We start from the raw sequence: 13,118 nt of genomic DNA on the forward strand, positions 1-13,118 counted from the left end.
AGCGCGTCCCGGTCGGGCTCGGCATACACGGCGACACTGGCGATACCGGCATCCGAGCAGGCCCTGGCGACGCGGACGGCGATTTCCCCGCGATTCGCTATGAGCACCTTGCGCACGACGGGTCCTCCTTTTCATTCACGCGCTCATATCCGCGCTGGATTTCCGAGGAATTCCCCCGTGAAATGCGCTCCGGATCGTGACTCCATGATTGTTCGAGAGCGCGCCCCGGCTCAAGGTTTCCGGATTCAGGCTTCGGTCAGGTTCCGCCAAGTGGCGGCGGATTTGTCGGTCGACCGCAAAGCGGATGTCAGAACCGGGTCAGATGCCCAGTTCGCGGCCGCCGGAGGCCTGCGGCGGACACCGAAAGGGGGTGGGTTCCCATGGTCGGAACCCACCCCCTGCGCCGCGCGTGACGCCGGCCGCTCACCCCCGGCTCACGCCGACACCTGCTCGGCCGCCGCCTGCCCGAAGCGGAACCCGACGCCTCGGACGGTGATGATCCACCCGCCCGAGCCGAGCTTGCTGCGCAGGCTGCTGACATGGGTGTCCACGGTGCGGCGTGACCAGGAGTCCCCCCAGATCTGCTGCATCAGCCGCTTCCTGGGGATCACCGTGTCCGGGTGCGAGGCGAGCAGGTACAGCAGGTCGAACTCCTTGCGGGTGACCTCGATCCCCAGCCCGTCCAGGCTCACCTCACGGGAGCTGGCGTCGATCCGCAGCGGGCCGTGCGAGACGACCTGGGCGGCGGGGGGCTGCGGCCGGACCCGGCGCATGACGGCGTCCATCCGGGCCATCAACTCGCGGAAGCCGTACGGCTTGACCACGTAGTCGTCGGCGCCGGCCTGCAGGCCGAGCACGCGGTCCAGCTCGGTGCCGGAGGCGGTGACGGCGATCATCGGGACGTCGCAGGCCGTCCGGATGGTCCGGCAGACCTCCAGGCCGTCCAGGTCGGGGAGTTCGAGGTCCAGCAGGACGAAGTCGACGTCCTCGAAAGCGCGCAGCGCCTCGACCCCCGTGCGGACTCCTGTGACGTCGTGCCCGTGCCGCCGCAACCCTTTGACCAGGGCCTCCATGTCGTTGACCAGGCTCTCGACCACGAGGACCCGCCAGACCCCGGCAGGGCCCTGCGGGTGCGCGGACGGCAGTCGAGACTCCGGTCTGTCGGTCAAGCGCTGACTCATGTCTCCCCCAAGCTCTAGTCCAGTCCGAGTTGCACTCCTAGCTCACCGAGAGCGTACAAACCAGCATCGCGGTTTGTCAAAGTTTGCTTTGTGTAGTCAAGTCCTGACAGATCTGACGGTCGACAGGTACCGTAAAGTCCGATTTGCCTGGGGCAACCCAGGACAGGGCGGCGCGATCGCAAGATCAAAACATCGCAGATGGTTTTTTAATCCGTCGCCCCCGGCGCCAGACATGCCAAAACGGTGGTGCCCGGTCGCGACCCCGAGGGGATCACGACCGGGCACCACCGTTCAGCTCAGACGTCCGTGCCGTCGCCGAGCCGGTAACCGACTCCGCGGACCGTCACGATCCAGTCGCCGTCACCGAGCTTGTTGCGCAGGGTGCTGACATGCGTGTCGACGGTCCGGCTGGAGTTCGTCCCGTCCTCGGCCCACACCTTCGCCATCAGGTCCCTGCGGGAGACCACCGTCTCCGGTAGGGAGGCGAGCAGGTAGAGGAGGTCGAACTCCTTGCGGGTCACCTCGACGACCCGCTCGCCCAGCAGCACCCGGCGGCTGCGCGGGTCGATCCGCAGGCGGCCGCGCAGAACCGTGTCCGCCGCGGGCGGAGCTGCCGTGCGCCGCATGACCGCGTTGATCCGGGCCAGCAGCTCGCGGTAGCAGTAGGGCTTCACCAGGCAGTCGTCCGCACCGGCCTGGAGGCTGAGAACCCGGTCCAGTGCGGTGTCCGCGGCGGTGAAGGTGATGACCGGGGTACTGCTCCTGGTACGGATGTCCCGGCAGACCTCGACCCCGTCCAGGTCCGGAAGTTCCAGGTCGAGAAGGACCAGGTCGGCCTGCTCCCAGGCGTTCAGGGCAGCCCGGCCCGAATCCACCCGGTCGACCTCGTGCCCGTGCCTGCCCAGTCGTCCCACCAGCGCGTCGGCGGCCTTCTCGTCGGCTTCCACCACGAGGACGCGCATCGTTTATCACCTCCCGGGACCGTCCTGAGAAGTGGGCGGTGGTCACGGTCGGCCGGGGGAAACCGACCGTGACCGCCGCCAGCCGGCGTGGATCCGGGTCCTACTCGCCGGCGGAGCGGGTGTGGACGACCCGGTACGTGTTGGTGTCGCTCCAGGTCGGCAGCGTGGCCAGCCGGGCCGCGGTCTTCTGCTGCTCCGGGGACTGCTGGTCGGCCGACAGCGCGCGGTAGGCGTCGTAGGACTCCTTGTCGTTCCACTGCGAGTAGGAGACGACGAAGGAGCCCTCGATGCCGCGGGCACGCAGGCCGCGCAGCACGGTGTGCGAGCGGTAGCCCGGGGTCTCCAGCAGCCACTCGCGCGAGGCGCCCAGGGCGTCGATCAGGTCCTCCTGGTCCTCCTTCTCCACGCCGTAGACGTCGATGACCGTGTAGTCGTCGCGGTTGGGCGAGATCTCGGTGATGCCGTCCAGCGAGGGGTGGCGCTGGGCGAACGCGATCTCGTTCTGGAGCAGTCGGATCGAGGTGGTGATCTCACCGAAGAGGGGCAGTGTGCGGTGGTTGAACTCCTCGCCCTCGTAGCGCTTCTCCAGGTCCTCGCCGCTGCGCCACTGGATGAAGTTGGCGGTGCCCGGGGCGTCCTGGCCGGCGTGCACGGTGCTGGAGATCCAGCCCGGGTAGGCGGCCGAGTCGACGATCTCCCGCATCGCGGCGAGCAGCTTGATCTGCTTCTCCGGCGTGTCGGTCTGGAAGAGGTTGAGCACGGTCAGGTGACTGTCTTCGGTCGAGATGAAAGGCACAGTCTTCTCGCTTCCTCAGGAGATGAGACGGGAATGGATTTCGAATGACACGGGCAGGCACGGGGAATCACACGCCCGGCGGCATTGGCGGGTCGTTCGTGGGGGATTCGCCGACCGTCGCGCCGGGCTCTTGTTCTCCAGTATCGCGAGATCCGGCGAGCCCGGTAAATAGTCGAACGGACAGGCTTTCGACAAATTCGTCAAATCTGCTGCAAGCGTGGTCAGTGCGGGCGATCGGGAATATCCGGGAGATCGGGAACGTGCGGCGGCCCGTAGGTGGCGGCGAGTTCGGCCGCCAGGCGCGCGAGCTGCTCGCGGGCCTGCGGCGGGTCGAGGACCTCGACCCGCGCACCGAGCCCGGCCAGCTGCGCCGCCAGCACGTCCGGTGACGGCCCGTCGATCGCCACCTCCACCCAGCCGTCGGGCAGCTCCCGGCCCACCCGCAGCCGGCCGCCGAACAGCCCCCGCAGGATCGGCTCGGCGCTCCGCTCGGCCCGGGCCCGTACGGTGGCCGCCAGCATCCGCTCCTCCACTTGGGCGACCAGCGAACGCCAGGCGGTGGCGAGATCGAAGCCCTCCGGCCGGACCACCGGATCCCCGGTCACCGCAACGGAGGTGACGCGGCTGAGGCGGAAGGTCCGCAGGACGTCCTCGACCCCGGCGACCAGGTACCAGACGCCCGCCTTGGAGACGAGCCCGAGCGGATCGATGATCCGCTCGCCGGCCGGCTTGCCCGGTCCGGCGTACCCGAGCCGGACCTGCTGACCGTCCACCACGGCCCGTTGCAGGGCTTCCAGGTGGAGCGTGCTCGCGGTGACCGCCGAGCGCGACCAGTCCGTGCCGTCGGTGACGCCCGCCCGGGACGCGGCCTCCGCGTCGGAGCGCAGGGTAGCCGGAAGGGCCCGCACCAGCTTGCGCAGCGCGGTCCGCAGCTCGGGTGTGGTGGACGAGGACGGTCCGGCGACCAGGAAGAGCGCCCTGATCTCGCCGGCGGTGAGCCCGGTGAGGTCGGTCCGGGCGCCGCCCACCAGTGACCAGCCACCGCCTCGTCCGCGTTGCGCGTAGACCGGGATGCCGGCCGTCGCCAGCGCCTCCAGGTCGCGTCGCGCGGTGCGTTCGGAGACCTCGAGCTCGGCGGCGACCTCGCTCGCGGTCACCTGTCCGCGGGTCTGCAGGAAGAGCAGCGCCGCCACCAGCCGGTCGGCCTTCATCGTCCGGTCCGATTCGCGCGCGGGAAAAGAGTTCGGAAAACAGGCCAGTAGATGGCCACTTCACCCGTCAGGCTGGGTTCATGACCGACACCGTGAACCACCCCGTGACCCCGCCCGCCGCCGGATTCGGCGCGGACCCCCGGCCGGGCTTCTCCAAGGCCCTCGCCCTGGCCGGCCAGACCCTCGCCGCCGTCCGCGCTGACCAGTTCGACGACGCCACTCCCTGTACCGAGTACAACGTCCGGGACCTGTCCAACCACCTTGTCTCCATCCTGCGCAGGGTCGCCGCGATCGGCCGCGGCGAGGCCTTCTTCACCGTTCCGAACCTCGCCGAGGACATCGCCGACGGCGCCTGGGCCGAGGCCTGGGACGCCGCCGTCCGCGAGGTCGAGGCGGTCTGGTCGGACCCCAGCATGCTGGGCCGACCGCACCAGCTGCCGATGGGCATGATGCCGGGTGCGATCGCCCTGGTGATCTACACCACCGAATTCACCCTGCACACCTGGGACTTGGCCACCGCCACCGGCCAGACCCCGGCCTGGGACCCGTCGGTCCTCGCGCCCTCGCTCGCGTCCATGAAGCGCGCGGTGCCGGCCGACGCCCGCACCACCGCCCCCTTCGGCGCAGTGGTGGACGTGCCGGCCGACGCCCCGGCCATCGACCAGCTGGTGGCCTGGTACGGCCGCCGTCCGTGAACGACGGCTGACGAGGGGCGGACCCGCGTGCGTTTCGCACGCGGGTCCGCCCCTTTTTGCACGTGTCGCGTCCAACTAGCCGGCCGCGCCGATGCCCTGGGCGAATCGGAAGAACCGGTACGGGTCGTAGGAGGACTTGATCTGGGCGAGCCGCGGGTAGTTCTCGGCGTAGTACGAGGACTTCCAGTCCGTCAGCGCCGGGTCCATCCAGTTCTGGTAGGTCTCACCGTTGGAGTACGGGTCGATGGTCGCGAAGCTGGCGTCCACCCAGGTCCGGGCCACCGCCCTGGACGCGGTGCTGTCGGCCGCCGGGTCGTTGATCGTGGTGCGGTAGGCGACCGAGAAGAGGCTGTCGCGGTGCACGTAGGCGGTGTCGGTGCGCTGCGGGTCGTTGGCCGCGCCACCCCACATCTGCACCTCCAGGTTGCGCAGTTGGCCCGCGATCCGGTCGGCCTCGAACGCGGTCATCACCTGCGCCCAGCCGGTCTGGTCGAGGGTGGGCCCGCTGAACAGCCGGGTGCGCTCCAGGCTGTACGAGGGCCTGGCGATCTGGCCGGTCGAGGTCGCGCCGACCCGGTGGCACTGGTCCTGGGTCAGGCCGCCGCAGCCGAAGACCATCATCATCAGGTCGCGGTAGGTCATCGTGGCGCTCTGCTGGTTCACCGGGGCAACACCCGTGAGGGAGATCAACCGGCTGATCTCCGCGGTGAGTTCGGTCGGGGTGCCGCGCGAGGCCAGGCTGACCGTGGTGGTCGGCACGGTGCCCGCGGCCGCGTCGGCCATCACGATGTAGGCGCCGCCACCGATCGTCCGCGGCGCGTTCACCATCCACTGGGTGAGGCCGTTCAGCACCTCGGCCGTACTGTCGTACGAGAAGGACAGGTTGGCGAAGGCCATCGCGTCACCGGAGTGCGGGGTGACCGTGTAGGAGGTGACGACACCGAAGTTGCCGCCGCCACCGCCGCGGATCGCCCAGAACAGGTCGGGGTTCTGCTGCGCCGAAGCGGTCACGATCGAGCCGTCGGCCAGCACCATCTGCGCCGAGGTCATCGCGTCGCAGGCCATCCCGGTCGGACGGGTCAGGAAGCCGAACCCGCCGCCCTGGAGGAAGCCGCCGACGGCCACCGTCGGGCAGCCGCCCTCGCTGACCACCAGCCCGTACGGCGCAAGCGTGTTGAGGATGTCGACGTTCTGCGAGCCGGGGCCGAGCGAGACCGAGCCGCTGGCGCTGAGCGTCACCGCGTTGAGCCGGGACGTGTCGATGATCAGGCCGGGGGTGGTCGAGTACCCGCCGTAGCTGTGCCCGCCGCTGCGCACGGTGGCGGGCAGGCAGTTGTCCTGCGCGAACCGCATGGCCACCGACACGTCGGTCGGACTGACGCAGTAGGCGACGCCCTGGGGGTTGATCGCGTCGAACTGCATCAGTTCGAGCTGCTTGGCCGTGCTGTAGGTCGGGTCGGTCGGCAGGACCAGCTGGCCCTGAAGGTGGCTCGCCAGCTGGCTCCAGGGAGTGCTGCTGCCGCTCGCGAAGACCGCGCCGGCCGGCAGCGCGCTGAGGCCGACCGCGGCCGTCCCCGCACCGAGGAGGGTTCTACGAGAGATCACGTGACGTCCAATCGTCAATGAAACAGCTGGAGTTAACACAAGGAGTTGACACACCGAAAGCGGCACCGGCACCCGAGGGGTGCCGGTGCCGAGTGCTTCGGATCAGGTGGCCTTCTTGCCCTTGGCACCGGACTTGACGATGCCGGAGAGCAGCGCGCGTCCGATCGGGCGCATCTCCGGCGGCGCCTGGACGTTCGCCCAGTACATGAACTTCATCATCGTGGCGGTGCTGGGCAGGAAGTAGCGGTGGTCCTCGTCGTCCTTCCACCCGAAGGGGGTGACGACGACGTCGCAGTCGCGGATGGCCTTGAAGACGATGTCGGCGGCGGTGTCGCCGTCGAGCACGCCGGCCTCGTACTTCTCGCAGGTCTCGGCGGTGACGTCGAGCAGGTGCTTGAAGCCGGTGCTGTCCGGCCACCACAGGCCGGGGAAGCGCGACTCCTCCATCTCCTTGAAGTGGCGGTCGTCGCCGTCGATCAGGAAGTTCTGGCGCGCCCGGAGCATCCGGATGGTGGCCGGCGTGGTGAAGCAGCCCCAGACCCGGAACACCGCGTTCCAGAGCCGGTAGTGCGAGAAGGAGTTGTAGGAGGCGTTGACCAGCTCGTCGTTGTAGTGCAGCAGGCCCTGCTCGAGCCGCTCGACGTACTCGTAGCGCTCCACCGAGAAGTCGTCGTCCTTGAGGGACTCCAGGACCCGGCTGACGAGCGCGTCCACGACCTCGAAGGTGTTGGACAGACCGCGGGAGTACAGCGGGTCGATGAACCCGGCCGCGTGGGACATCAGGCACCAGCGGTGGCCGATGGTCTGCTTGGAGGAGTACTGGATCCGGTCGGTGGAAACCCACTCACGGACCCGCTTGGCACCCTCGAACTGCCGCTTCACGGCCGGGTACTGGTCCAGGTACATGTTGAACTCCTCGTCGGGAGTCATGTCCTTGGGCTTCGGGTACAGGCGCTCGTCGAAGGTGAGACCGACGCTGCAGACCGGGTTCTTGGAGTCCTTGTAGTTGTTGAACGGGATGATCCAGAACCAGCCGCGCTCGATCAGGTGGTGCAGCGTGCCGCCGTTGAAGGGGGCCGGCGGCTGCAGCGCCTCGGGGTAGTTGTTGACGTCGTCGTACGGCTTGATGCCGACGTAGTGCGTGAACAGCGAGCGGGAGTGGTGCTTGTGGCGCGGCGGGTTCTCGCGCAGGTCGAACTTCTCCGCCAGCGGGGAGCGGAAGCCACTGGCGTCGATCAGGAACTTGGCGCGGAAGACCTCGCCGTTCTGGCCGGTGACGTTGACGCCGTCCTCGTCGAAGTCCAGGTCGGTGGCACGCCAGTTCTGCCGCAGCGTGCAGCCGTACTTCGCAGCCACGTTGAGGTAGTAGGAGTCGGTGTCCTGGCGGAACATGTGGCTGGCTTCGGTCAGCATCTTGGGGATGATGAACATGTTGGCTTCGCGCGGGTCGGGCTCCTGGCCCTTCTTGTGCTTGACGAAGCCGAAGCTCTGCTTCTTGCCGTGCGACGGGCCGAGGTTGTCGGTGATCGCCTTCACGTCCAGCAGGTGCTTGATCTCGGGAACGTCGAACCGCACCGCGAGAAGGTGCAACCACTCCACCAGCTGCGGGTTCTGCGACTCACCGACCGCGAAGCGCGGGTGCTGCCCCGCGTCGATGAGCACCACCTTCGCGCCCTGCCGGGCCAGGATCGCCCCGGTGATCGAGCCACCCAGGCCCGAGCCCAGAATCACGACGTCGCACTCTTGCACCTTGGCGGCCTTGGGGGCCTCGTTCGGTGCCATAGCCTTGGAGGTCAAGACCGCACTCCTCTTCTCGATGTTCCGCGGCGCGTTCTCGCGCAGCGGCTTGTCGTATGACCAGGTGTCGGATCGGGCTCCCCGCCGCGCCGCACCGCGAGGGTGCGGGCGCGACGAGGTCGCAGTCACTGGGCGGCGTTGCCGAACCAGCGGGTGAGGGCGTCGGCCAGGTTCTCGGACGAGCCGGTCGGCGAGACCCAGGCGATGTAGCCGTCGGGACGAACCAGCAGGCTCGCCTGCGGCGCCTCGGAGTCGTGGCGGGTGGCGGTGACCACGTCGACCCGGTCGGCCCAGGCGGCGGCGGTGCTGCGCAGCTCGGCGTCGTCGTTCAGGTCGAGCAGCACGCCGCGGCCGGTGTGCAGCAGCTCGTAGGTGGTGGTCTTCTCGTCGCCGACCAGCAGCTCCTGGTCGGGCAGCCGGCGGCCGAGCAGCGGGTGGTCCTGCGGGCCGCCCTCGTAGCGGGTGTCCAGGCCGGTGACCATGCCGACCAGGTGGCGCTGGACCTCCTCGTGGACGACCAGCTCGGAGAAGACGTCGCGCAGCGGCTGCATCTCGTCCCCGCCGAGGTAGAGCGAGCGCTGGACGAGCGTGTTGGCCACGATCCTGGCGCCGACCGGGTGCCGCTCGCTCTGGTAGGTGTCGAGCAGGCCCTCCGGGGCGTGACCCTTGATCTCGGCGGCGAGCTTCCAGCCGAGGTTCACCACGTCGCCCACGCCGGCGCTGATGCCCTGGGCACCGATCGGCAGGTGGATGTGCGCGGCGTCGCCGGCCAGGAAGACCCGGCCCTGGCGGTAGCTGAGCGCCTGACGGCTGGCGTCGGTGAAGAAGCTGGTCCACAGCGGCTTGCCACCGCGGATGTCCTCGCCGGTCACCCGCTCGAAGGCGTCGGCGACCTCGGCGAAGCTGGGGGCCTCGTGGGTCTTGCGGGGCTCGGCGTTGCGCTCGTAGACGACCACGCGGGTGGCGTGCGGGCCGAGCGGCAGCACCACGACCATGCCGGCGGGGCCGATCTCGCCGGTGGGGCGCAGCCGCAGCTGGACGCCGGCCACGTCGGCCATCTTCATCTCGATGGTCGCGTCGGTGCCGGGGAACTCGATGCCGGACAGCCGGCGGACCGCGCTGCGGCCGCCGTCGCAGCCCACCACGTAGGCGGCGCGCAGCCGCTGCGGGCCCTCGGGCGTGTTGAGCTCCACGTCGACACCGTTGTCGTCGGCCTGAAGCCCGACGACCTCGTGGCCGCGGCGGACGGTGACACCGAGGCCGCTCGCCCAGTCGGCGAGGATCGTCTCGGTGAAGGACTGCGGCACGCCACGGACGCCGAAGTTGCCGCCCTCCACGATCCGGTAGTCGATGGGAAGTCCACCGAAATGCCCGATCGGAATGGTCTCGAGCTCACCGAATCGCGGCAGCAGACCGCGCTGTCCGAATTCCTCGATGGTGCGGGCCGAAAAACCGAGCGCCCGCGACTGCTGCATCGGCTCGGCCAGCCGGTCGACAATGATTGTCGACACGCCGGCCAGGCGCAGTTCGCCCGCGAGCATGAGTCCCGCGGGACCTGCTCCTACGACAATGACGTCCGCGTCGAAGTTGTCCATCATTCCTCTTCCGGCTGGTGTTTTTTTCCAGTATCCCGAGGGCTTCCGGAGAGGTAAATGCCTGCCAGGACAGGGCTCTGACAACTTCGTCAAATCCGCTACAAGTGCTGCTGCCGCGGAATTCCCGGCCGCATACGGCAAACGCGTGGCGGCCCAGGAGCGAACTCCTGGACCGCCACGCAGAGGGCTGGGGACTCAGCTGAGTCCCATCACCTTGTCCACCGCGATCTCGATGACGCACAGTCCGGGGGGACTGGGCGGCGGAGACCAGTAGCGCTTGGTGTAGCGCCGGACTCCTTCGGCGACCCGGCGCGGGTCGTTGGAGACCGTGGCCGGACCTTCGAGGGTGATCCAGTTGCCCCCGACCGCCTGGCAGATCGCTGCCCGGCTGCCGAGGTTGGCGAGCAGGTTGCGGGTCTTGCGGCGGCCGGAGACCGTCATCACCCGGGCCAGGCCCGCCTTCCCGTCCCAGGTGAAGCGCACCGGCACCACGTGCGGCGAGCCGTCGGGACGGGAGGTGGTGAGGGTACAGATGTGGTTCTCGGCGAGGAACGCCTCGGCCTGGGCCGAGAGGGGGAAGGACATCGTGCGCGTCCCTCCCTAGTGGATCGGGGCGGGGGAATCGCCCTGCTCGGACGGCCGCATCATCGGCAGCAGGAGCAGCGTGACGGCGACACCGGCCACCGCGAAGCCGGCACCGATCAGGAACGCCTCGTGGAAGACGCTCGCCCGTGCGGACAGCACGCGGGCGGGGTCACCGTTGGCCCACTTGGTCAGAGCCGGAACCCGGCTGAACGCGATGGTGGCGGCGACCGCCACACCGAGCGCTCCACCGGCCTCCTGGCTGGTGTTGATGAGACCGGCGGCCAGGCCCGACTGCGCCTTCTCGACCCCGGCGAACGCGGCCACCTGAAGCGGCACGAAGGACATCCCGAGGCCGAGGCCGGCGATCAGGAAGGCCGGCAGCACGTCCGTGAGGTAGCTGGCGTGGACGGGTGCCTGCCAGAGCATCAGCAGACCGACGGTGGTGAGGCTGAGGCCACCGGCCAGCACCGGCTTGGCCGGCATCTTGGTGACCAGCTGCGAGGAGACGCCCGCGCCGACCGAGACGATGATCGCGAGCGGCACGTAGGCCAGACCGGTCCGGATCGGCGAGTAGTCGAGCACCTGCTGCATGAACAGGCTGGCGAAGAAGAACAGCGTGACCAGGGTGCCGAACAGCAGCACCGCGGCGATGTTGGCCGAACGCATCACCCGCAGGCGGAAGATGCCGAGCGGGATCAGCGGGGACTCGGCGCGCTTCTCGACCTGGACGAACGCCACCAGCAGGACGACCACGGCGGCGAGGCTGCCCAGGGTCCGAACCGAGGTCCACCCGGCGTCGATGGTCTGGCCCAGGGTGTAGATCAGCAGGACGAGGCTGGCCGTCAGGACGACGGCCCCGGCGGTGTCGAAGCTGCGGCGACGCTCCTCGGCCTTGCTCTCCATCACGACGAACGGCGCGGCGATCGCGGCCGCGATGCCGATCGGAACGTTGATGAAGAAGATCCAGCGCCAGCCCGGACCCTCGGTGAACAGGCCACCCAGGATGACGCCGACGACCGAGGCGATACCGCTGACGGCGCCCCAGGCACCCAGCGCCTTGTTGCGCTCGGGGCCCTCGGCGAAGGTGTTCGTCAGCAGGCTGAGCGCGGACGGGGCGATGAACGCCGCGCCCAGGCCCTGCAGACCGCGCGCGACGATCAGCATCGCGGGACCCTGTGCGACGCCGGCCAGGATGGACGCGGCGGCGAACAGGACCAGACCGGTCTGCAGCATCCGGCGACGCCCGAAGGTGTCGGCCAGGCGGCCACCGAGCAGCAGGAAGCCGCCGAGGACCGTGCCGTAGGTCGTGACGATGTACTGCAGGTAGTTCTCGGAGATGTTGAGGTCGCGCTCGATGCTCGGCAGGGCGACGTTGACGATCGACACGTCGAGGAACGTCATGAAGCCGGCGATGCAGAGGAAGACCAGGATCAGCCCGGGCTTGCGGGCTCCCTGGGCGGGCGGCGCACTTGTGGTCTGGGATCGGCTGTTGAGTGTTTCGGGAATCGCCATGTCGCTCCTAGCGGATGGGTCGGAACCGGAGTCTCGTCCGGCACGTTTCTGCGGGGATGTGGCAGGTGCCCAGGGCGCCGTCGTCCTTGCAGGGAGTCGTCATTGCTTCGACTCCACGAAGCTAGCAGCCTCGGTATAGTAGGTACCTATAGGAAAGTGGCTACCTGGGGAGAGAGCATGAACCTGGAGACGATGGGCATGGGCACGGGCACGGGCATGGGCGCCACGGGGCACAGCTCCGAACAGGCCTGCCCGATCGGCCCGGTGGTCGACATCGTGTTCAGCCGCTGGACCACACCCATCCTCTGGACGCTCAACGCCCAGGGCCGGCTGCGGTTCGTGGAGCTGCAGCGCCACATCGCCACCATCACGCCCAAGGTGCTGACCCAGCGGCTGCGCCAGCTCGAACGCGACGGTCTGGTGATCCGCACCTACCACCCCGAGGTCCCGCCCCGGGTGGAGTACGAGATCAGCGAACTGGGCCGCAGTCTGGCGCCGCTGTTCGCCGCCCTGGCGGACTGGTCCACCGCACACATCGACAGCGTCGAGGAGTCCCGGGCGGAGTACGACGCCACCGAGCGACTCCCCAGCGGCAGGCCCTGAGGTCGGATCAGGCCGCGGGAGCGCCACTGAGCTCGTCCTCCAGGACGCGCATGGCACCCCGGTAGAAGATCAGCGGGTCCTCGTCCTGGCTGGGCGCGCCCAGCTCGACCACCTCGCCGAGCAGGATCGTGTGGTCGCCGCCGTCGTACTCCTCGATCAGCCGGCAGGACAGGAAGGCCAGCGCCTCACTGAGGATCGGCAGCCCGTGCTCGGACCGGTGGTGCGCCACGTTCTCCACCACCGCGGACTCGCGGCCCGCGAACGCCCACGCCAGCGGCTCCTGGCTGCGGGCCAGGAAGTTGACGACGAAGCCGCCCGACTCCTGGATGACCGGTCGCAGCCGGGACTGCCGGTGCAGGCAGAAGAGCACCAGCGGCGGGTCCAGCGAGACCGAGGTGAAGGAGTTGACCGTGGCCGCCTCCGAGTTGCCGGGCTCGCCGGTGGTGATCACGGTGACACCGGTCGCGAAGTGCGCGCACACCCGACGCAACGCGGTCGCCTCGATCGGCAGCGTCTGGCTCGATGACTGCTGTGGTGACATCACTGTTGTCCTCTCACTCAGGTACGCGGCCAATG

13 protein-coding genes are annotated in these 13,118 nt (G+C 69.0%); 2 read left to right on the forward strand and 11 right to left on the reverse strand.

What is annotated here, in order from left to right; all coding sequences use genetic code 11:
- The 5 genes from P3T37_RS10055 to P3T37_RS10075 form a co-directional block, all read right to left on the reverse strand.
- Positions 1-116: biotin carboxylase N-terminal domain-containing protein (locus P3T37_RS10055; protein ID WP_280723437.1), on the reverse strand; the 116-nt coding region annotated here is incomplete at its 3' end.
- A 318-nt stretch (positions 117-434) separates the two neighbouring features.
- Positions 435-1,169 (reverse strand): response regulator transcription factor, encoded by a 735-nt coding sequence (locus P3T37_RS10060; protein WP_280723162.1) that lies wholly within the window; start codon positions 1,167-1,169, stop codon positions 435-437.
- 308 nt (positions 1,170-1,477) lie between these two features.
- Positions 1,478-2,143, reverse strand: a complete 666-nt coding sequence (locus P3T37_RS10065; protein WP_280723163.1) for a response regulator transcription factor — start codon at positions 2,141-2,143, stop codon at positions 1,478-1,480.
- 100 nt (positions 2,144-2,243) lie between these two features.
- Positions 2,244-2,939 (reverse strand): antibiotic biosynthesis monooxygenase, encoded by a 696-nt coding sequence (locus tag P3T37_RS10070; protein WP_280723164.1) that lies wholly within the window; start codon positions 2,937-2,939, stop codon positions 2,244-2,246.
- Between the two features lie 221 nt (positions 2,940-3,160).
- A complete protein-coding gene (locus tag P3T37_RS10075; RefSeq protein WP_280723165.1) occupies positions 3,161-4,150 on the reverse strand; it encodes a YafY family protein in 990 nt (329 codons plus the stop codon).
- A gap of 80 nt (positions 4,151-4,230) precedes the next feature.
- Here P3T37_RS10075 and P3T37_RS10080 point away from each other — a divergent pair, with 80 nt between their 5' ends.
- Positions 4,231-4,845: a TIGR03086 family metal-binding protein gene (locus P3T37_RS10080; protein WP_280723166.1), complete on the forward strand. Its 615-nt coding sequence runs from the start codon at positions 4,231-4,233 to the stop codon at positions 4,843-4,845.
- Between the two features lie 75 nt (positions 4,846-4,920).
- On the opposite strand, the gene P3T37_RS10085 is transcribed toward P3T37_RS10080, so the two are convergent.
- The 5 genes from P3T37_RS10085 to P3T37_RS10105 form a co-directional block, all read right to left on the reverse strand.
- Complete coding sequence (locus tag P3T37_RS10085) at positions 4,921-6,450, reverse strand: FAD-binding protein (protein WP_280723167.1); 1,530 nt, start codon at positions 6,448-6,450, stop codon at positions 4,921-4,923.
- A gap of 102 nt (positions 6,451-6,552) precedes the next feature.
- Positions 6,553-8,247 carry a tryptophan 7-halogenase gene (locus tag P3T37_RS10090; protein ID WP_280723168.1) on the reverse strand — a complete coding sequence of 565 codons (1,695 nt, stop codon included), beginning with the start codon at positions 8,245-8,247 and terminating at the stop codon, positions 6,553-6,555.
- A 125-nt stretch (positions 8,248-8,372) separates the two neighbouring features.
- Positions 8,373-9,842, reverse strand: coding sequence for an FAD-dependent monooxygenase (locus tag P3T37_RS10095; protein WP_280723438.1), 1,470 nt, complete (start codon positions 9,840-9,842; stop codon positions 8,373-8,375).
- A 195-nt stretch (positions 9,843-10,037) separates the two neighbouring features.
- Positions 10,038-10,427, reverse strand: a complete 390-nt coding sequence (locus P3T37_RS10100; RefSeq protein ID WP_280723169.1) for a pyridoxamine 5'-phosphate oxidase family protein — start codon at positions 10,425-10,427, stop codon at positions 10,038-10,040.
- A 15-nt stretch (positions 10,428-10,442) separates the two neighbouring features.
- Positions 10,443-11,939 (reverse strand): MFS transporter, encoded by a 1,497-nt coding sequence (locus tag P3T37_RS10105; protein ID WP_280723170.1) that lies wholly within the window; start codon positions 11,937-11,939, stop codon positions 10,443-10,445.
- 216 nt (positions 11,940-12,155) lie between these two features.
- Here P3T37_RS10105 and P3T37_RS10110 point away from each other — a divergent pair, with 216 nt between their 5' ends.
- A complete protein-coding gene (locus P3T37_RS10110) occupies positions 12,156-12,542 on the forward strand; it encodes a helix-turn-helix domain-containing protein (protein WP_280723439.1) in 387 nt (128 codons plus the stop codon).
- Positions 12,543-12,549: 7 nt separating this feature from the next.
- Here the strand turns inward: P3T37_RS10110 and P3T37_RS10115 are convergent, their stop codons facing one another.
- Positions 12,550-13,083 (reverse strand): flavin reductase family protein, encoded by a 534-nt coding sequence (locus tag P3T37_RS10115; RefSeq protein ID WP_280723171.1) that lies wholly within the window; start codon positions 13,081-13,083, stop codon positions 12,550-12,552.
- Between the last annotated feature and the right edge of the window lie 35 nt (positions 13,084-13,118).

Source organism: Kitasatospora sp. MAA4 (assembly GCF_029893355.1).
In the GTDB taxonomy this organism is placed as follows: domain Bacteria; phylum Actinomycetota; class Actinomycetes; order Streptomycetales; family Streptomycetaceae; genus Kitasatospora.